This window comes from Acetobacterium malicum subsp. dehalogenans DSM 11527 (assembly GCF_000472665.1).
GTDB classification, from domain to species: Bacteria; Bacillota; Clostridia; order Eubacteriales; family Eubacteriaceae; genus Acetobacterium; species Acetobacterium malicum.
Genome location: NZ_AXAC01000006.1, coordinates 74,012 through 92,429 on the forward strand (window position 1 = coordinate 74,012; position 18,418 = coordinate 92,429).

General features: G+C 43.8%; 20 protein-coding genes and 1 pseudogene. 3 read left to right on the plus strand and 18 right to left on the minus strand.

Going from position 1 to position 18,418, the window contains the following annotated elements; translation table 11 throughout:
* The first annotated feature begins 69 nt into the window (after window positions 1-69).
* Entirely contained in the window at window positions 70-699 is a 630-nt protein-coding gene (locus A3KS_RS0103220; protein WP_026393684.1) for a cobalamin B12-binding domain-containing protein, read from the plus strand.
* 9 nt (window positions 700-708) lie between these two features.
* Entirely contained in the window at window positions 709-1,515 is an 807-nt protein-coding gene (locus A3KS_RS0103225) for a methyltetrahydrofolate cobalamin methyltransferase (protein WP_026393685.1), read from the plus strand.
* 103 nt (window positions 1,516-1,618) lie between these two features.
* Here the strand turns inward: A3KS_RS0103225 and A3KS_RS0103230 are convergent, their stop codons facing one another.
* The 7 genes from A3KS_RS0103230 to A3KS_RS0103260 form a co-directional block, all read right to left on the minus strand.
* Window positions 1,619-2,194, minus strand: a complete 576-nt coding sequence (locus A3KS_RS0103230; RefSeq protein WP_026393686.1) for a GNAT family N-acetyltransferase — start codon at window positions 2,192-2,194, stop codon at window positions 1,619-1,621.
* Window positions 2,195-2,317: 123 nt separating this feature from the next.
* Window positions 2,318-2,782, minus strand: a complete 465-nt coding sequence (locus A3KS_RS0103235) for a VOC family protein (RefSeq protein WP_026393687.1) — start codon at window positions 2,780-2,782, stop codon at window positions 2,318-2,320.
* 71 nt (window positions 2,783-2,853) lie between these two features.
* A complete protein-coding gene (locus tag A3KS_RS0103240; protein ID WP_026393688.1) occupies window positions 2,854-3,756 on the minus strand; it encodes a helix-turn-helix transcriptional regulator in 903 nt (300 codons plus the stop codon).
* Between the two features lie 61 nt (window positions 3,757-3,817).
* Window positions 3,818-4,627 (minus strand): XdhC family protein, encoded by an 810-nt coding sequence (locus A3KS_RS0103245; RefSeq protein ID WP_026393689.1) that lies wholly within the window; start codon window positions 4,625-4,627, stop codon window positions 3,818-3,820.
* A 70-nt stretch (window positions 4,628-4,697) separates the two neighbouring features.
* Window positions 4,698-5,513, minus strand: a complete 816-nt coding sequence (locus tag A3KS_RS0103250; protein WP_026393690.1) for a glycerophosphodiester phosphodiesterase family protein — start codon at window positions 5,511-5,513, stop codon at window positions 4,698-4,700.
* Between the two features lie 237 nt (window positions 5,514-5,750).
* The gene (locus tag A3KS_RS0103255) at window positions 5,751-6,560 is read right to left on the minus strand and encodes a glycerophosphodiester phosphodiesterase family protein (protein WP_026393691.1); all 810 of its coding nucleotides are present in this window, start codon (window positions 6,558-6,560) and stop codon (window positions 5,751-5,753) included.
* Window positions 6,561-6,593: 33 nt separating this feature from the next.
* Window positions 6,594-7,889 (minus strand): MFS transporter, encoded by a 1,296-nt coding sequence (locus A3KS_RS0103260; protein ID WP_026393692.1) that lies wholly within the window; start codon window positions 7,887-7,889, stop codon window positions 6,594-6,596.
* 337 nt (window positions 7,890-8,226) lie between these two features.
* Here A3KS_RS0103260 and A3KS_RS0103265 point away from each other — a divergent pair, with 337 nt between their 5' ends.
* A complete protein-coding gene (locus A3KS_RS0103265) occupies window positions 8,227-8,823 on the plus strand; it encodes an LOG family protein (RefSeq protein WP_026393693.1) in 597 nt (198 codons plus the stop codon).
* Window positions 8,824-8,904: 81 nt separating this feature from the next.
* On the opposite strand, the gene A3KS_RS0103270 is transcribed toward A3KS_RS0103265, so the two are convergent.
* The 11 genes and pseudogenes from A3KS_RS0103270 to A3KS_RS0103320 all read right to left on the minus strand — a co-directional run bounded on the left by A3KS_RS0103270 (window position 8,905) and on the right by A3KS_RS0103320 (window position 18,416).
* Complete coding sequence (locus A3KS_RS0103270) at window positions 8,905-9,534, minus strand: response regulator (protein ID WP_026393694.1); 630 nt, start codon at window positions 9,532-9,534, stop codon at window positions 8,905-8,907.
* Window positions 9,531-10,688, minus strand: coding sequence for a sensor histidine kinase (locus A3KS_RS0103275; protein WP_026393695.1), 1,158 nt, complete (start codon window positions 10,686-10,688; stop codon window positions 9,531-9,533). The genes A3KS_RS0103270 and A3KS_RS0103275 overlap by 4 nt, the downstream gene beginning before the upstream one ends.
* Window positions 10,689-10,762: 74 nt before the next feature.
* On the minus strand, window positions 10,763-12,022 hold the full coding sequence (locus tag A3KS_RS0103280; RefSeq protein ID WP_026393696.1) for an ABC transporter permease: 1,260 nt from the start codon (window positions 12,020-12,022) through the stop codon (window positions 10,763-10,765).
* 1 nt (window position 12,023) lies between these two features.
* Window positions 12,024-13,136 carry an ABC transporter permease gene (locus A3KS_RS0103285; protein WP_026393697.1) on the minus strand — a complete coding sequence of 371 codons (1,113 nt, stop codon included), beginning with the start codon at window positions 13,134-13,136 and terminating at the stop codon, window positions 12,024-12,026.
* Between the two features lies 1 nt (window position 13,137).
* The gene (locus A3KS_RS0103290) at window positions 13,138-13,911 is read right to left on the minus strand and encodes an ABC transporter ATP-binding protein (protein WP_035355087.1); all 774 of its coding nucleotides are present in this window, start codon (window positions 13,909-13,911) and stop codon (window positions 13,138-13,140) included.
* 149 nt (window positions 13,912-14,060) lie between these two features.
* Window positions 14,061-14,722 (minus strand): annotated as a pseudogene (locus tag A3KS_RS19875) (CatA-like O-acetyltransferase).
* Window positions 14,697-15,062: a GIY-YIG nuclease family protein gene (locus A3KS_RS0103300; RefSeq protein WP_026393699.1), complete on the minus strand. Its 366-nt coding sequence runs from the start codon at window positions 15,060-15,062 to the stop codon at window positions 14,697-14,699. Before A3KS_RS0103300 ends, A3KS_RS19875 begins: the two are co-directional and overlap by 26 nt.
* A gap of 34 nt (window positions 15,063-15,096) precedes the next feature.
* Window positions 15,097-15,699: a helix-turn-helix domain-containing protein gene (locus A3KS_RS0103305; protein WP_026393700.1), complete on the minus strand. Its 603-nt coding sequence runs from the start codon at window positions 15,697-15,699 to the stop codon at window positions 15,097-15,099.
* A gap of 101 nt (window positions 15,700-15,800) precedes the next feature.
* Window positions 15,801-17,003, minus strand: coding sequence for an ATP-binding protein (locus A3KS_RS0103310; protein ID WP_026393701.1), 1,203 nt, complete (start codon window positions 17,001-17,003; stop codon window positions 15,801-15,803).
* Window positions 17,004-17,394: 391 nt separating this feature from the next.
* The gene (locus tag A3KS_RS0103315; RefSeq protein WP_051355626.1) at window positions 17,395-17,724 is read right to left on the minus strand and encodes a branched-chain amino acid transporter permease; all 330 of its coding nucleotides are present in this window, start codon (window positions 17,722-17,724) and stop codon (window positions 17,395-17,397) included.
* Between the two features lie 2 nt (window positions 17,725-17,726).
* A complete protein-coding gene (locus tag A3KS_RS0103320; RefSeq protein ID WP_026393703.1) occupies window positions 17,727-18,416 on the minus strand; it encodes an AzlC family ABC transporter permease in 690 nt (229 codons plus the stop codon).
* Window positions 18,417-18,418: the final 2 nt, after the last annotated feature.

Sequence of the window (18,418 nt, forward strand, 5' to 3'; positions counted from 1 at the left end):
TAGCTTTAAAAAAACATTTGTGTATTGTTACGTAAAACAAATTATTATTAATAGAAGAGGTAAATAAATATGTTAGATTTAAAAGTATTAACTCAGGCGTTGGGTGATTTAGAAGAAGAACTGGTACTGGAGATGTTAAAAGACTTTGCCGCGACGAATCCCTCTAAAACCGAGGCTTTAGAAGCAGTTGCGGCCTGTCAAGGTGGTATGGCAATTGTCGGCGATCTTTTCGAGAGCGGCGATTATTTTGTTGGCGATCTGATTTTTGCCGGAGAACTACTAACCGAAGCCATTGATGTTTTAAAGCCCGTTCTGGGCAGTGGCGCCACTGAAATCAAGGGCACCATTTTATTGGGAACCGTCCACGGGGATTTACATGATATCGGCAAAAATATTTTTAAAAGCATGTCTGAAGCGGCCGGTTTTGAAGTCGTAGATATCGGCATTGACGTGGCTGTTGAAGAGTTTGTTGCCAAAGCAACCGAACTAAAACCCCAGATTATTGGGATGAGCGGCGTCTTGACCCTGGCGATTGACTCCATGAAAGAAACGGTAGAAAGTTTGAAAACAGCCGGAGTTGACACCAAAATAATTATTGGCGGTAACCCAACCACCAAAGAGACCTGTGAATTTGTCGGTGCTGATGCTTTCACCACCAATGCGGCTGAAGGCGTGAAGATTTGCCAGAGTTGGGTATAGGAGGTTATCATGATTATTATTGGAGAAAAAATTAATGGTTCGATCCCTGCTGTCAAAGAAGCGATCGAAAAAAGAGATGCTGCTTTTATCGCTGACCGGGCTGTAAAGCAGACCGTTGCCGGCGCCCATTTCATTGATGTCTGTGCCAGTACCGCTCCGGAATTTGAAATTGAAACCCTGAAATGGCTGATGAAAGTGGTTCAGGATGCCACCGATACGCCACTTTGTATTGACAGTCCCAATCCGCGGGTCATTGAAGCCGTCTTTAAGTATGCCAATAAACCGGGAATGCTGAATTCAATATCCGAAGAAGGCGATAAATGCGAGATTTTATTACCACTGATGGAAGGCAATACCTGGGAGGTTGTCGGACTTACCTGCGATAACAATGGGATCCCCAATGATGTTGAAACCAAGGTTGCGATCACCCGAACAATGGTCGAAAAAGCCGCTCACTATGGGATCACCCCGGATCGTATTCATATCGACCCCTGTGTGATGGCATTATCAACGGAAAACAATTCCCTGCTTAATTTCACTCAGGAAATCAGAGCGATCAAGGAAATGTATCCAACCATCCATGTAACCGGCGCGATCAGCAATATCTCCTTTGGCTTGCCAGTCCGGTCACTGCTGAATAAAACCGGCATGGCTTTCGCCATTCAGGCCGGTATGGATTCGGCGGTGCTGGATCCGCTGAACCGGGAAATGATGGGCACCATTTTTGCCACCTATGCCCTGATGGGCCAGGACCGGCACTGCCGAAAATACAGCAAGGCTTATCGAGCCGGACAAATCGGGCCCGCGGCAAAATAAGCATTACAACAACCTGACAAAAATACCCGTTAATAAAAATCGCCGAACATTAAATGTCCGGCGATTTTTATTTGCGCGTTGCGCTGGTCCAAACCAATAAACACTAACAATTTTCCAGCAGTGCCTCCCACTCTCGCAGTTCGGTAATCGGTTTAAACGGTTCGGGATAGAGATCATGTTCTGAAATCATTTTTTCCATCCAGATCATATCATACCAGGTTTCAAATTTATAACCGCATTTTGAAAAATGGCCAATGGTCTGATAGCCCAGGTGTTCATGAAAACCGATACTACCGGGGTTGGGATAGGCAATACAGGCGTAAAGATTACAGATGTGCTGTTGTTTTAAAACTTCCTCCAGGGCCTGGTAGAGTTTTTTACCGACCCCGCTTTTGCGGCTGTCCTGTTTGACATAGATGGTGGTTTCGACCGCCCAGTCATAAGCGGCCCGGTTTTTAAATTCTGAAGCATAGGCATAGCCGAGGATTTTCTGATCCTGTACGGCCACCAGATAAGGGTATTTCGTCAATGTTTTTCTCATTCGTTCACTGAATTCTTCAATGGTCGGCACCGTATATTCAAAGGTAATGGCGGTTTCGCTAACATAGGGGGCGTAAATAGCCAGTAATTCTTCCGTGTCTGATTCTCGGGCGATCCGAATCGTTATGTCTGATTGCATTTTATTTCCTTCTTTTCTTTAATTTCATCTTATTTTTGATTATATCATTTTTAAGACTAACGTCAAAGAATCCCCTCATTTTTTTGAAGGGATTCTTTGACGTTAGATAAAATTCAGCTTTATTTATAGAAAACTCTTAACTAGTTCTGCCGGAAACATGGTTCGTTCGACTATTTCATCGACAGTCATGCCCTGGGCATGAAAGCGCTGGCAAACTACAGCCATACTTTCGCCCACTTCGATGATATGATAATCCGGATCATAAAAGCGAATGACCCGCTGGCCCCAAGGGTATTCTTTCACCCCGTGTAAGTATCTAATATCTTCAAAGGTTTTTAATTTTTTTATAAAATCATCAAGCTGCTCTTCTTCAAAATACATCTCCATATCGTTGCCCCGATAAACAATTGCCGTTTCTTCGGCGTCGATGAATTTTGCCCAAAGAGCCTTATCCTGAAGTGAAAACCCCGCATCAAAGGTAATGTTCTCACCAAAATCCATCACCACGTCTAAACCAAAAACATCGCAATAAAAAGCCCGGGACCGATTGATATCATCCACCACCAGCATGGCTGCCTCAAATTTCATTTCTTTTCCTCCTCGTTTTTGACTTATTGTACCGCAGTAATCACGACACCTGTCTGTCATGTTTGAATTGATCATTGGTATTTTTCACTGATACTTTTTGCCATCATTAATAACTCTTTTCTCAGTGCTTCGGGTTCAATTAATTCCACCCCATCACCAAAGCTCAACAACCAACTGAAAAGATTTTCCCGGCTGGAAAAATAAAACTCAAAACGAAGTTTTCCCGCTTGGGTGATGGTAAAACAGTCAATGCCATATTCATCAATCAGCCGCCATTTCATCATCGGGTCAAATTCTGCCACCAGCTGAATCTGGCTGGGCATTGCCAATTGCTCTTGGCTATTGTATTCCGGCAGCTCCCGGGGCTCGTAGGTCTCATCCCACACCTGCAAATCCCAGAGGCGGTTAAGTTTAAAGTGACGATAATCAGACCGCTCCCGACAATAGCCCCAGACATACCAGGATGACCATTGATAGACCATTAAATACGGTTCAATCTGGCGACTGCTTTCACCTTTAGGTGCGTAGTAATAAAAAGTGATCAGCCGCCGCTGGTCAATGGCCTGTTTAATGGTTTCGAATTTGGGCGCCAATGAATTTTTATAGTGCGAGGACAGATCAATGACAATATGGTTATCGGGTTGGGTTGGTCCCCCATTCACGGCCAGTTTATCGATTAATTGCCGATACTGATTGGTCCCGGCGATACTATCCAGACTTTTCAGTCCGGCCAGAATCGACTGCAGTTCCGCCGAAGACAACAGTGTTTTATCGATCTTGTAGCCTTCCATAATGGCGATGCCACCATTTGCACCCTGAGTTGTCGTCAGCGGAATTCCGGCCTTGCAGATGTCTTCAATATCCCGGTTAATGGTTCGGCGAGAGACTTCGAACATGTCTGCCAGATAAGGCGCCGTCACTTTTTTTTGCTGCAGAAGGATGGATAATATTCCGATGAGTCGATCTATCTTCATTTGCTAATCCTTTGACCTTGATTTTAAACTTGGATTGAATCCGCTGTTATTGTCTATTATTTTATCGGCTCGTCATTTTGACTTCCTTCCGGGATTTACCGGAACCGCCATTTTTGATCATTAATATTTCTGCCAGGATCGAAAATCCCACCTCTTCTGGTGACATGTCGCAGATATCCAGCCCAACCGGGGTGTGCACCTGTTCCAGAAGACTTTTGCTGATCCCTTCTTCTTCCAGCTGTCGGTACATTTCAACCGTTTTTTTGACACTGCCCAACATCCCAATATAGGCAAATTTTTTCTGCAAGGCTCCCTTCAGTGCCGACTTATCTTGAGTATGGGTCGATGCACAGCAGAGGTAATAAGCCCCGTCAGGAATGTCACCTTCAAGAATGCCATGTTCAAAAACATCACAGGGAATGAACCTTTCAGCCATCTCAATCTGCTCTTTGATAACTTCCGGATCTCTGGTGTCCAGCAGAATGGTGTCAAAATTGAGATGCTTTGCCAAACGCAAAACCGCCGTACCCACATGGCCACCGTTGCAGATCACTAATTGCAGCCGCGGAAAAACAACATCTACAAAAAGCGTCACCTTAAAACTGCAGCCTAAACCTTCAGCCTCATAAGTTGGGATATGTTCATAAGCTTTTAAATAGCTTTGCTTGTTTTTCATGGCCTGTTTGGCTTCTTCCAGGGCTTCCCGTTCAAACTCGCCGCCCCCCACCGTGCCATAAAAGGTGCCATCGTCCAACAGCAACATCTTTTTTCCCACCTTGCACGGGGATGTTCCGGCTGTTTCGACAACCGTCAGAACGGCATAAGCCTGCCCGGCTTTTTGGGCCTTTAATTGTTCTTGTAAAAATTCCATCTCGTTCCTCCCTTAACCTGGAAAAAGGCCCAGCATATCGCCTTGATATGCTATGACCTTTTACTAAAACTCATGGTTCAAAATATTCAAAAATGATCGCATCAAATTTTTTCTTGCAATACTCAATATCATCGGTATCCTGGACCGTCCATCCGACCAGTCTTCCGGTCAGCAGATGGAACAGGCTGAGACCCAGTTTTCTTCGGGCATCACCATGATAGAATGCCATAAAATGAGGACGGCAGATAAAATTGGTGGCAAATGAAATGATTAACAACCATTGCCACAATTTGACATCCAGTCCCTTGAGACTTTTACGACCGACTGAAAGCTGCCCTCTGACCACATCCGGCCGGTTTTTATAAAACCACCTGACAATCAACGGCTGAAAGGATTCGACGCAATACAGCCCCTCATAATGATCAAGATGCTCGGCTGTTTTTGAACACAACTCGTTGAGGTGTTTGGTGTTTTTGAGTTCGACGATCAGGGGAACCTGACCATCCACCATGCTCAGCACATCTTCAAACAAAGGGATTTTTTCCCCGGTATTTTCCAGGTTATAAGTCAATAATTCCTCATAGGTACAATCCGTTATTAATTTATCGGCCCCACACAAACGCAATAAATTATCATCATGAAAGACAATGATTCTACCATCGGCGGTAAGATTTAAATCCATTTCGATTCCATAGCCGGCATCTACCGCTTTTCTAAAAGCAGTCATCGAATTTTCCGGTATCGACTTATCCTTTTCGTGCAATCCCCGATGGGCATAGTAACTGGTCCAAAGTCGGTCATCAACCTCCTTTGGCATTCTGCCCGGGAGCAGCAACAAAATATAAATTATAAATATGGCTATTCCTGCCACGATATATAGTGTCATGTACCCTCACCCTCTTCTGTTAATCTAATATCAAATCAGTTCCTTTCTCTTGAAATTTTAGCGGCCATTGCGAAAACGCTACGCTGCTTACCTGTTTCGCAATAACTTAACCGTTGCTTTTTTTATTAGTGTCTATTTTTGTCGTGTATTTCTTTATTTACCCCTTTATTTTCTCAATCAATCATTAAAACTAGATTAGTATTTAGACTATTTTCTGTTAAATCTTATTTTGCATAGCTAAGGTCTGAAAAATTCAAAGATAATCACATCAAAAAAATTTATACACCCGACGATATCATCGCTATCCCTGACCGTCCAACCAACCAGTTTCCCTCCCAATTGTCGAAACAGCTGGAGACGGAGGCGATGATGGGCATCCTGGTGCTTATAGGCGATAAAATGCGGCCGGGAAATCACATTTGTCATAATCGAAGCGATCAAAACGCTTTGCCACCGGGGGGTACCCTCAAAACTTTGATGTCCCGCTGAAAGCTGACCTCTTACTACCGTCGGTTTATTCTTGTAAAACCAGCTGACAATCCCGGGATGGAAGGACTCGATGCAATAAGGTCCTGCATAATCAGCCAGCTGTTCGGCGGCTTTGACACAGAGTTGCGGCCAATTTTTGGTGTTTTTCAATTCGACAATGAGCGGAACCTGCCCATCCACAAGTTTCAGCACATCTGCTAATAAGGGAATGGTTTGTTCGGTGTTTTCCAGCCGAAAATCCACTAGCTCTGCTGACAGACATTGGGTGATCAATTTATCCACCCCACATACCCGAAGCAGACTGTCATCGTGAAAAACCACTACCTTTCCATCGGCGGTCAGGTTTATATCCAACTCGATGCCATATCCTGCTTCAATTGCTTTTCCAAAGGCCATCAGCGAATTTTCCGGAACGGTCTTGTCTTTTTGATGGAGGCCCCGATGGGCATAACTGATTTCCCACAGCACCGGATCAGAATGGTCCGGCCATGCTCCTGGCGAAATGATAAAAAGATAGAGTAAAAAGAATGCGATCAGTGCCAGAATCAGATAAATCATCGTCGGCCTTCCTGTCTAAACCAATTTGTCATCTCAATCTGCCACATCAAAAACCTCCAGCTTGGACCGCGGGGCGATGGGCTTTGAATCGCCATGTTGAACCATCATCATCGTTACAAAGGCCAACGCGACAAACAAGGCACCATAGGGCATCAGGGTATGATAGCCAAGATGCTCTAACAGTGCGCCGGAAACAATCGGCGTAACCACCTGGGCAGCCATCGAGGCCGTATAATAATAACCGGTATAGCGGCCCACGTTGGCACCCTTGGACATTTCCAGCACCATCGGCAGCGAATTGACATTTATCGCCGCCCAGGCGATTCCGGCCAACGCAAAGGATATAAACAGCATCGGGTTAAAGGCCCTATAAAAAGTCGCGGTGGCAAAAACAACGGCCAGCACGACCACACCCATCAGGATGATCTTTTTGCGTCCCAACTTCGAGGAAATAATCCCCACCGGAATAAATGAGATAATGGCGGCGATACTGGCGACCATCAAAATGAGTGCCGATTGGGATTCTTGCATCCCCAAGGAAACCATGGCATATTTTGAGAAAGCCGAGGTAACGGCATTATAGCCCATAAACCACAAGGATACTGATAAGAGAATAAAGATCAGACTCTTCTTATACTCTTTAGGCAGCTTTTCATGGGTCACCAGCGTCGCATCATGTTCCGCCTCTTCGACGTCAATGCCCAGAGCCGCACTGTTATGACGCATTTTTATTACCGCATCCGGTTCGTTAACTGTCAGTTTGAGAATAATGACACCCGCCACCATCACTGCGGCGGTACCCAGAAAAAGGGGCCAATAATTGATATTGTCTTTATCCGGGGCCAGTAGCGCCACCATTCCCAAGACCATAATCCCGCCAACTGCCCCCATCAGATTAATTACCGCATTCCCTTTTGATCGTAGTGGTTTAGGGGTAACATCGGGCATCAGGGCCACCGCCGGTGAGCGATAAAAAGACATCGACAATAACGCCAAAGCCAGAGCCACAATAAACAAAATCAGCTTATTGGCCATCACTGCGTAGGGTATCAAGAGCATGGAAACTACCGCCATTGCGGTTCCGCCTAAAATATAGGGCATTCGTCGCCCCATTCTGGTGCTGGTATTATCAGAAAGCATCCCAAACAAAGGCAACATAAACAAGGCCAACACATTGTCAAAGGACATGATCACCCCAGCCATGGTGTCCCCAAATTCGAAGGCTTTCAACATAATCATGGGAATCACAAAATCATACAGGCTCCAAAATGCACTAATGGTCATAAACCCAAGACCGACCAAAACCGTGAGGCGGTAATCCAGCTTCATCAACACGCTCCTTTTTTCTTCATGAAAAAAGTATAGCATCCGGCGTGTATTTTATCAACGCTCTTCGTGAATCTTAACCAAATCTTCATAATTAACGAGCCACGTTCCCAGTTATTGTTCATTGATCAGAACACTCATATTTTCCGCTTTTTCTATTTGCTCTTTAATTTGAAAGGTTTACGACAATTCTTAAGCAAAGGGCTAAAATGACCGATCCTGCTTGTCAAACCGGTCACTGCTTGATATAATATAGAATCTTAATAGAACTTATGATTTTGGGTGCATCTCTCCTGATGCATCCATTAAATTTTTTATAAGATCCTGGGAGGAAGCAGCAATGAAAAGAATATGCGTATATTCCGGTTCCAATCTGGGTGTTCGTCCAGAATACCAAGAAATTACTAAAAAACTGGGTCTGGTCCTTGTCGAGAATAATATTGAATTGGTATATGGCGGATCGAAAACCGGTTTAATGGGCGAAATAGCCAACTATATGCTGGATAATAACGGCCGCGTCACCGGCGTTATGCCCGGTGGTCTCTTCCCCAAGGAAGTAATTAATGATCGTCTGACCCGATTTATTGAAGTAAAAAATATGCACGAGCGCAAACAGACCATGGCCGACTTATCTGATGGTTTTATTGCCATTCCCGGCGGCGTGGGGACCTTTGAAGAATTATTTGAAACCCTCAGCTGGGCGCAACTGGGCATTCACAAGAAACCGATTGGAGTTCTCAACATTTCCAACTTTTTCGATTCCTTCATGGCGATGATGCAGAATATTGTCAACGAAGGCTTTATGAACCCATCCAATACCAAACTGGTGCTACTCTCATCGGATCCCGGGGAGCTGGTCGATCAGATGATTCACTATACCCCGCCGGTTCTGGGCAACAAATGGCAACAGTTGGAGCCGGCATTAAAAAAAATCTGACCGCAGCTCCGCAATCAGACTTGTCAATAACGTCATTCGAGTGAAAATTCGAATGGCGTTTTTTTATTTCCCCGTTCTTGCTTATCGTCTGCCGGTTAAATAATAAATGGCCATTTGGGTCCGATGAGACAGATTGCCTTTGTCCAGGATCACACTAATATAGTTTTTAACGGTTCCTTCACTCAAAAAGAGTTTTTCGGCGATTTCCTTATTCGATAAGCCATCGGCTACCGCTTCGATGATCCCCAGTTCTCTGGCCGTAAACAAACTGCCGTCAAAACCAGTGCTGCATTTTGTTTGCGGTTCGGTAAATTTATCAAGCACCTGACTGTCGAGAAAATGAACCCCATGATAAACAGATTTAATGCTTTGTTTAAGTTGTTCCGGGGTATGATTTTTGATCAGGTATCCATCGGCACCATTTTTCATGGCCTGTTCCACCAGCTCGCGGTCATCAAAGGTAGTTAGAATCAGCACCTTTCCCAGACCTTGGGCAACAATCTCTTTGGTCGCAGCAATGCCGTCCATCTCCGGCATCTGGATATCCATCAAAAAAACATCCGGCTTTTCTTTTTGGGCAAATTCCAGCGCCTCTCTGCCATTTTTGGCACAGCCGACGACGTGGAACTCATCATCGACACCGAGGATGATGCCCATGCCATCGCGTACAAAATCAGAGTCATCAACAATGATTACCTTTATTTTATTCATACCGGTCCCCTTTCCGAAACGGACGTTAACGGAAAAATCATATTAATCCGAAATCCGTTCTGGCCATCAATATCAATCAGCCCATTCACTTTCCGGGTCCGGTCTTTCATGCCCTGAATCCCCATTCCCTCGACAATTGTTTCACAGCTTGTGCCATTATTAAAAATACTGCAGCGGACGATTTTGTTCATCACTACCAATTCAATGGCTAGTCTGGAACATTCAGCATATTTAAGGGCATTAGAAACCGCTTCAATGGCATTATCCAGGATCACTTCCCAAATTTGATCGGGGATCTCTTTATCTTCACCCTCTAACAGCAAGGTCGCCTGAATGCCGTATTTTTCCCGACATTCTTCACATAATCCATGCAGCTGTAGCAGTGCTGCCTTTTTCCGCTCTGGTTTTTCCTTGCGTAAGATAAAACGGATTTCATCCATGCTTTCCCTTAAGGTGTCGATCACGGCCTGAATAATCCGGCTGCTTTCTTCCGGTTTATTATGAATCAGCACCTTACTGGCTTCCAGTTGATAAACAGAACCGTTAATGCTATGTCCCAGCTTATCATGCAAGGCCTGATAGTTTCCGGCCCGCTCTTCAAGGATTTGATTTTTATAATGCAGGCTGTTCTGTTCCAGTTTCTTTTTAAACATCAGGTCTTTGTCCGAAATGGAATCCTTTAGTTTAAACTCTTCCTGCTCATAGTTTTCAAGCTTATCCTGATAGCGCTTAATCATCACATGATTCTGAAAATAAATAACACTGATAAAGATACAGAAAATCATATATACAGTTAAATCCGGCGGATTGAAAAAGATACCGGCAGCGGCCATCAAACCGACGACGAGGGGCAATTTAAAATATGCCACCGTATCCAGTACCACCACCGGAATTAAATAAAAACCGACGCTGCTTTCCCCAAATAAAAACAGGATCCCGATCGCGAGGATAATTTCAACAACCAGGCAGCCCATTTTTTCCTTGTCCAGCAACTCATAAAGGGTCGCTACCGCCAGAAACAATCCCAGCCAAAAAACCTCCTGGCTGATCGCTTGAAAGGATTTCGCACCGCCAACGATCACATATGCCAGCATGACCGCCAGACAGCTGAATTTCATCATCGAGAAATAGTTTTCCTTCATCTTTTCAACCATCTGCCTGACTTCCTTCCCCTGTTCGTTTTATGGACATTTTATCACATATTCAATTTTTACTTCAACGTAATTGTTTAATAATCCTTTTTGCCAACCATAACGCCAATGGAGGTACCAGCCATCAGGACCAGCAGGTAACAGCCGACAATCATCCCGTACATTGCATAAACCCCCGTTTCTCCAGTCATCAGCATTTCAGAGGCGACGATCACCCAGCGCTGGGGAATCAATAGCGATGCTTTTACCCACCACTGGGCGGCACTGGTAATCGGAAAGTACAGCCCGGCCATAATGTTGGAGACAATCCAGATGGCAAAGACAGCGTAGGTTGCATTCATGGTATTGCTGACCAGGGTGCCGATAACCACTGACAGAGTACTGATGCATAAGCCCAGACCAAAAACCAGGAACAGATAGCTGCTAAAAGAGATACCAAAATCAGTACTCACCATGAGCGGCGTGACCAAGGCTAAAATACCGGTCTGTATCGCAACGGTCAACAAAATCATGGCCATTTTTGCTACGACATAATTGAGGATACTGGCTTTTGACAAAAATATCCGGTTATAGACCTTGTTGTTTTTTTCCTTGACGATGATGTCGGCGATAAAGACCCCGCAGAACAGAAAACCCATTGTCAGCGCCGCAATTGAATAACCGATGCGGGTGCTTTGGTGGTTCTGCTGACTGGTTAATGCCAGGCTATTGCCGACCTCCACTGCTTCAATTTTTTTGTTGAGCCGACTTTCTTTCAGTTCACCCAGCATCGAAGCCAGTGCTGTTTTATCATAATTCGTGCTGTCGGCGGCTTGCATCATAAAGCTGATGTAAGTATTGACCTGGCTGGCCAACAAGTCATTTCGTCCGTCATCGGTGATCTCCATGATCGATAAATTTCCACTGCCACCGGATAAGATGTCGGTCTCAAAATTCTCAGGAATATAGACCACCGCGCCAATATTACTCTTCCCGGCGCTGTCGATACTGGCTGCTCTGGCAGTGGCCAAATCAACCACTTCCTGATTATAGCGGAAGATTCGAAAAATTCCTGAACCCGCCAGTTCCTGAGCCAGATCGTCGGATAATTGACTGTTACTGTTGTCATAGATTTTAACCAAAAGCTTGGTATTTTCAATACTGGTGATATTATCATCCCGGTCTTCAATGTTTTGAACAACATAAGAGCTGTCATCTTTCATCGTCACGGTTTCGTCTAATTGCAAAGATAATAGGCCGGCTGATAGAATCGGCAGTAGTATCACCAGACACAGATAGCCTTTATTTCGAAGCAGCAGCTTCAGATTTGTTTTTACCAAGGTAACAAAGCCATTCATATTATTCCTCCACTTTCCGGTTCATCAGCATGCTGCCTAATATTCCAAAAACAAAAATCAGACCAATCAGATAAATCAGACAGGTGCCAGTATAGTCGCTGTATCCTTTGGTGGAAAATTCCACCAGCGTCCGGTTAACATAATAAATCGGTGATGCTTTCATCAGCATGATCGGGAAATCTTCATAGAAGTACGGATCAAAGGAACCACCGAAAAAGCCCAGCACCCAGGTCAAAAAAAAGCCCACGACCACGCTGACAACCACCTTACTAAAGAGCTGATAAAGAAAAACGCCGATCGCTGCTGCTGCCATAGTAGCAAGCAAAATGATTCCGACTGAAGCCGGAAGCTGTCCCCAATGGACGTTAAAGAGCAAGGCTGAGATTGTCCAGGCCAAGCCCATTTCAATAAAGGTTACCAGAAAACAGGGCACGAATTTGGCCAGATAAAACTGCGTCTTTGTCATTTGTGACACCCGCATCCGCTGGGGAATCGCATTCTTACGCTCACTTGAAATGACCGCCGCCAATGGCATCATCCCGCAAAAGCTCCAGAAGACAATATAGATAATGCCATAATAATCGGTGGATGTGGGCATTGGTTCCACTTCCAATACCTCCCGGGTTGCTGTTTTACGATCCGGTTCCAGCAATTTTAGATCAATAATTCCCTGCTCCATCTGGGCTTTTACCAGGGCAGAATTGGCGTCCACTTGATAAAAGAAACGGTCAAAAATACTTTCTGTGATCAATGCCTCGGCCTTTTTTTCGCTTGACTGATACAGGATATAATCATCATCCTGGATGTCTACAAAGGCTGTGACGGTACCATTCTTAATCAGGTTTTCGATCTCGCCCTCCGGATATTCGGTGAGGGTTACATCGTTCTCGGCACTTGCTTTTTTCAGTTCCGATAAATACGTCCGATAAGGGCTGTCCTCCGTGATTCGGTAGCCCACCGTAAACGGATCGATTTCCCGGGCCGACGCCATCATGTCCTTAAAAGCACTGGACAACAGGGCGATAACAATGATCGGCATAATGACCATCATCAACAGAAACGCCTTACTCCGAAACATCAGTTTCATGTTGTTTTTGATCAATATCAGTGGCATCTCACAGTTCTCCCTCGGCATAATCGCGCAGCTTCTTGCCGGTTAAAGTCAGGAAAACTTCTTCCAGGCTCATTGTCGAGTCTGCTTCTGCCGTGACCAGTTCGGTCAGTTCTTTTTTTGTGCCCATGGCAATAATCTTGCCATTATCCATGATCGCAATCCGGGAACAGATCGCTTCAATTTCTTCCATATAGTGGCTGGTATAAATAATGGTGGCACCCTGCTCATTGGCAACTTTTATCTTTTCCAGAATAAAATTTCGGGATTGGGGATCAATGCCCACCGTTGGTTCATCAAAAATTAACAGCTCCGGATGATGGCCAATGGCACAGGCAATGTTCAACCGGCGTTTCATTCCGCCTGAAAAGTTTTTACTGAAGACATTGCGTTGATCTTTTAATCCAACAAATTCCAATGAATCATCAATTGCTCTTTTTAATTCCTTGCCCTTTATTCCATAAAGCGATGTAAACAGCTCGACATTTTCCCAGGCTTTCAAATTGCCATGAATGGCCAGCTCCTGGGGAATGTAACCGAGTCTGGCTTTGGCCTCCTTCATATCGGTTTGGACATCTTTGCCAAATAGACTGATTTTGCCAGCGGTTGGCTTCACCAACGAACAGATCATATTCATCGTGGTACTTTTACCAGCGCCATTAGGCCCCAACAGTCCAAAAACCTCCCCCGGTCGAATTTCCAGTGAAACATGATCGACGACGGCCTTGCCATCATATTTTTTTGTCAAGCCTTCCAGTTTTACAATTGCAGTTTCCATTCTTAACGTCCTTTCTTTATCACACTTTTTATCTATCATACGCAATAATCTGCCCGATTCATTGGTCAGTCACAGATTGTTCATACTTAAGATATCATTTTAAGAACGCCTTACACAGTGCAAAAAGAAATAAAAGGCTATGACTTTCGTCATAACCTGATCCATTGGTCGGGATGATTCATGGCCGCCTGAAATTTTTCCAGGAATAAACCGACATGGTAACCATCGGCTACAGCGTGGTGAACGGTGATCGAAAAGGGCATCATTTTTCGGCCGTTTTTTTCAAAAAATCTACCCGCCTGGAGGATCGGAAAATAATAATCCGCCTTGCCATAAGGTATCGGTGAGTAACTGCTAAACTGTGTCCACGGCAGCATCCCAACCATAAAGCTATTGGGAGGTGGCAGCTCCGGTTTTGCCAGAATCCCGTGATTCCCGGAATAGTGTTCCTGATCATTCAGGTAGTTCTGGTAAAAGCTCTCAAAATGCGAGTCATATTCTGTCCACAGATGCGACATGGTTTTATCGTCCTCGTGAAAACAGGCATAGGAGGGATGTAATACCTCGTAATAACCCAACGTATCAGCTGTTTTTGCTACTCGAAATTCCGACTGCTCGGTTATCAACTTTGCTACCAGATAAAGATAGCCGGAAAGAACTTCATACCCGCTTCTTTAATCTGATGATAAGTCTCCGTAATATCGATCTCTACGTTCAGGTTAAACCCGGTGGGCAGCATTTCGGTAAAGTAGTAAAAGTACGGTCTCCGCTCCCAGGCTTCAAAGTCAATGGGATGTAATTGTGTGTTCATTCTTTAGTTCTTCCTTCTGTTTATCAATCCATATTTCAAGCAACGTTGCAACGTCATCACTAAACTCTCCCTCAGTCTGGGTTTCACCTTTTTCGATTTCTTCCAAAACAACAAAGGAAAACGACTTGGCACCGTATTGTTTCCATGCTCCCAGCATGCCGGGCTCCGGACAGGAATTGGTTGCCACCGCAAACCCAAAGCGGTTTTTTTGACCGGTCATATCCTTGGTTGATTTTATCCAGATCCGGTCATTGCCGTGACATTTTATACCAAAGATTCCCCCAACAACGGTCCGGTTTTTATAGTTTTCTTTTAATGCTTTTTTTGATCGCGTTTCCATCTATCTAAATCACCTTAATCAATGCTGCCTATTTTTACAATACCCAAAGCCCCTCTTTGCTGCAATAATAATACAGTTTACTGCCAAACTTTTTGCCCAGCTTGCCGCCGCTCATTTTAGGCAGCCGCACTGCCGCGGTTTGCTCGGGATACAGCCGGATAAACAAGGACCGATCAGTCGACACATAAGCCACAAAGGAAATAAAATGAGCTTTGCTCATTTCATGATCGAAGGTAATGTAGTATTCCCCATCGTCATCCGTTACTACCGCGGTGTGTTTTTCATCAGCTGGTTTGGCCACCAGTGGAGCCAGTTTGCGTCCACAACAGGAAAGCTCCGCATCGCCAGTGGTGCTGATCACATTTCCGCAGTTTGGACAAACATAAAATTTTATTCGTTTCAAGTTTCCAGTTTCCATATCATTCAGTTCCAGATCTCCTAAAAGTATTTTTTCAATATTTACCTCAAATAGTTCCGACAGCTCCCCTAACAGGGATACATCCGGACAACCCAGGCCGCGTTCCCATTTGGAGATGGTTTTATCACTGATGTGCATCCGATCGGCAACCTGTTTTTGAGTCATTTCTTTTTCTTTTCGTAACGCCTTCAGTAGTATGCCTACCTTCGTGCAATCCATAAAATTACCTCCATATGAACTATAATAATGGATCGATGGAACTTATTCAATCAACGCTCCGTAGAGTTTCGACAGATTATGCCGTTCTTGTTCTACTCTTCCTACTCCCCCGACAAAAAATCCACAATATTCACATGTTTAATCCCATTTCGACTTCGATCAAAGGCATCCATAGTCAGCACATATTTGGGAAAATTATCGGTAATCGCTTCAAGTGGAGAGAACTCTCTTTCAATGGTGGTTTCTTCTGCAAGAATATAGGAAACTTGGTAATATTCACGTTGATTGCCTTTTATTGCAATGAAGTCGACCTCTCTGGTCGATACTTTTCCAATTCTTACCTCATAGCCTCTTCGTAATAGTTCCAAATAAACGATGTTTTCCAGAATCTGCTGAATATCCCGTTCGTTGTTGCCATAAACCACTTCTCTGAATCCGTGGTCAGTGAGGTAAATTTTTTCCTGAAATTTCAGAATTTGTTTACCAACAATATCTTCTCTTGCAACCAAATAAGCAAAACATGCGGCTTCGCAATAATTAATATAATTATAGATGGTTTCCTGCGAAATACTTCGTTTTTCATTTTTCAAAAATTTGATCACAGCTGATGATGAGAATGGATTTCCGATATTAGCCATCAAAAATAGCAGAATCCGCTGGAGTAAGTCGATGTTTCTGACATTATTTCTGCCCACGATATCTTTTAGCACCACCGAATCATAAATATCTGATAGATACTTTTTCTGTGAACTTTCATCAATGTCGGATTCATAAATAAAAGGCATCCCGCCCATTCGTAGATAGGTTTGAAAAACCTTCTGTATATCGATATCCAACTCTTTATCCCTTTTGATTTCGCAGACTTCCGCAAACGAAAAAGGATAAATGCTAAATTCCACGTATCGGCCTCCCAGGTGGGTCGCCAATTCTCCCGAGAGTAATTTTGCATTTGACCCGGTTATATAGATATCAATGTCGAAATCGACCAAAAATGCATTAACAGCTCTCTCCCATCCATTAATTTCCTGAATTTCATCAAGAAACAGGTAGTTCTTTTTTGTTTGATTGATGCGTACCTTCACATAATCGTAAAGCAGTTCAACCTGATTTTTCAACAACCATTCCCCGGACTCCAGATTAATCGCAATAATCTGATTGCTTTCAATACCTAAATCCATCAATTCAGTTTTAATCTGATCCAGCATTACGGATTTTCCACATCTTCTGATTCCGGTTAATACCTTTATAATGTTTTGATTAAAAAAAGGTCTGATTTTCTGTAAATATCTTTCTCTTTTTATCATCAGTTACCACCACCTGTCTTTTTATCTTAATTATATCCTATAAATAATCGGTTTTCAACGATAGTTTTCGACATAACGAAAACTATCGCATTATTTCACATTTGTTTTCATTATAACGTAATCTATTATTTAATTTAACCCTGGTCTTAGATCTCACCAATCTCATAATTCCCCTTGTAAATATTCCCCAGCCCGCCGTCAATGGAGATGGGATCCCCGGGATGACATGATCTTATAATTTTACCTAAACCCAGCCTGGATTTTCTTTATCGCTCCTTGGATTTCTGGGTCGATTGTTCTGTCAGTCGACCTACATACCGTTTCTTTCTATGGCTACGCCAAGATAAGTGAATCGTGACCATTACGACTGCTATTCACTTCAGCGCATAGCTTAAAAAACTGTCCGAATCAGAATCATGTAGCATACTGTTCCAACAATAATCGCAAGGTACATGTTTTTCCTCCACATTTGTGTCAGGATAACTGCTATGGAAGAAATTATTTCTGCCATTCCATATGGGTACTGTGTCAGATTGATATTTCTGACACAATAAAAAACCAATATCACCATAATTGCAGAAGGCAGTACTTTACCGAGATACTCGATTGTTTGCGGCAACCGCCGTTTTCCAAAAATTAGAAAAGGTAGTGCCCGCGTCAACCATGTCACTAGCGCAGTAATGGCGATTACCCCGGTCATGTAAGCCAAATTATTTACCATTTTTACGCACCTTCCATTCGCAACGCAACCCGATCGCGCAGTACCAATAAAACAATCAGACTGACAGACAATGACGGGATCAGGAAATTGTCTGCTCCCAGCAGACAGTAGAAAATGACAGAACTGATTATTCCAGTGAAAAAGGGGATCTTAGATGGATATTGCTGCCATTGATTGATGACGACCACCAGGAAAAATGCGGTCGCAGAAAACTCAATACCAGCGGTATTCCAAGGCAGAAACTGTCCCATACAACCACCAAGGAAGCAGCCCAACATCCAATAACAATGATCAATGAGCGCGATAAAAAAATCTGTTTTTTCTCTGTCAAGTCCCACCTCATAGTCTACCGAACAAAGAACCGAATATGTCTCATCTGTGAGAGTAAGAACCATATATGGATATTTCCAACCCATTTTCCGAAAACGATCGATAAATCCAACTCCATAAAATATATGTCTGGCATTGATAAAAAATGTCATTACCGCAACTGCCAAAACCGGTGCACCAGCCGTTAGCAGAGAAACCATAACAATCTGCATCGACCCTGCATAAATGAACAACGCCGCAATCACTGACCAAAATACAGAATATCCCGCTTCATTCATTAAGACCCCGAATGCCATCCCAATAAAAAGATATGTAAAGAAGATAGCAATTGTCTGTTTTACAGCAAACCTGAATTCTCTCATCG

What these genes read in the sequence shown, in the direction of transcription:
- A3KS_RS0103240 (WP_026393688.1), bottom strand. Translation starts at nt 3,756, where the DNA reads ATGAAGATAGATCGACTCATCGGAATATTATCCATCCTTCTGCAGCAA.
- A3KS_RS0103270 (WP_026393694.1), bottom strand. Translation starts at nt 9,534, where the DNA reads ATGAATAAAATAAAGGTAATCATTGTTGATGACTCTGATTTTGTACGC.
- A3KS_RS0103265 (WP_026393693.1), top strand. Translation starts at nt 8,227, where the DNA reads ATGAAAAGAATATGCGTATATTCCGGTTCCAATCTGGGTGTTCGTCCA.
- A3KS_RS0103300 (WP_026393699.1), bottom strand. Translation starts at nt 15,062, where the DNA reads ATGGAAACGCGATCAAAAAAAGCATTAAAAGAAAACTATAAAAACCGG.
- A3KS_RS0103260 (WP_026393692.1), bottom strand. Translation starts at nt 7,889, where the DNA reads ATGAAGCTGGATTACCGCCTCACGGTTTTGGTCGGTCTTGGGTTTATG.
- A3KS_RS0103235 (WP_026393687.1), bottom strand. Translation starts at nt 2,782, where the DNA reads ATGAAATTTGAGGCAGCCATGCTGGTGGTGGATGATATCAATCGGTCC.
- A3KS_RS0103230 (WP_026393686.1), bottom strand. Translation starts at nt 2,194, where the DNA reads ATGCAATCAGACATAACGATTCGGATCGCCCGAGAATCAGACACGGAA.
- A3KS_RS0103275 (WP_026393695.1), bottom strand. Translation starts at nt 10,688, where the DNA reads ATGGTTGAAAAGATGAAGGAAAACTATTTCTCGATGATGAAATTCAGC.
- A3KS_RS0103305 (WP_026393700.1), bottom strand. Translation starts at nt 15,699, where the DNA reads ATGGATTGCACGAAGGTAGGCATACTACTGAAGGCGTTACGAAAAGAA.
- A3KS_RS0103320 (WP_026393703.1), bottom strand. Translation starts at nt 18,416, where the DNA reads ATGAGAGAATTCAGGTTTGCTGTAAAACAGACAATTGCTATCTTCTTT.
- A3KS_RS0103220 (WP_026393684.1), top strand. Translation starts at nt 70, where the DNA reads ATGTTAGATTTAAAAGTATTAACTCAGGCGTTGGGTGATTTAGAAGAA.
- A3KS_RS0103255 (WP_026393691.1), bottom strand. Translation starts at nt 6,560, where the DNA reads ATGATTTATCTGATTCTGGCACTGATCGCATTCTTTTTACTCTATCTT.
- A3KS_RS0103250 (WP_026393690.1), bottom strand. Translation starts at nt 5,513, where the DNA reads ATGACACTATATATCGTGGCAGGAATAGCCATATTTATAATTTATATT.
- A3KS_RS0103290 (WP_035355087.1), bottom strand. Translation starts at nt 13,911, where the DNA reads ATGGAAACTGCAATTGTAAAACTGGAAGGCTTGACAAAAAAATATGAT.
- A3KS_RS0103280 (WP_026393696.1), bottom strand. Translation starts at nt 12,022, where the DNA reads ATGAATGGCTTTGTTACCTTGGTAAAAACAAATCTGAAGCTGCTGCTT.
- A3KS_RS0103225 (WP_026393685.1), top strand. Translation starts at nt 709, where the DNA reads ATGATTATTATTGGAGAAAAAATTAATGGTTCGATCCCTGCTGTCAAA.
- A3KS_RS0103310 (WP_026393701.1), bottom strand. Translation starts at nt 17,003, where the DNA reads ATGATAAAAAGAGAAAGATATTTACAGAAAATCAGACCTTTTTTTAAT.
- A3KS_RS0103285 (WP_026393697.1), bottom strand. Translation starts at nt 13,136, where the DNA reads ATGCCACTGATATTGATCAAAAACAACATGAAACTGATGTTTCGGAGT.
- A3KS_RS0103245 (WP_026393689.1), bottom strand. Translation starts at nt 4,627, where the DNA reads ATGGAATTTTTACAAGAACAATTAAAGGCCCAAAAAGCCGGGCAGGCT.
- A3KS_RS0103315 (WP_051355626.1), bottom strand. Translation starts at nt 17,724, where the DNA reads ATGGTAAATAATTTGGCTTACATGACCGGGGTAATCGCCATTACTGCG.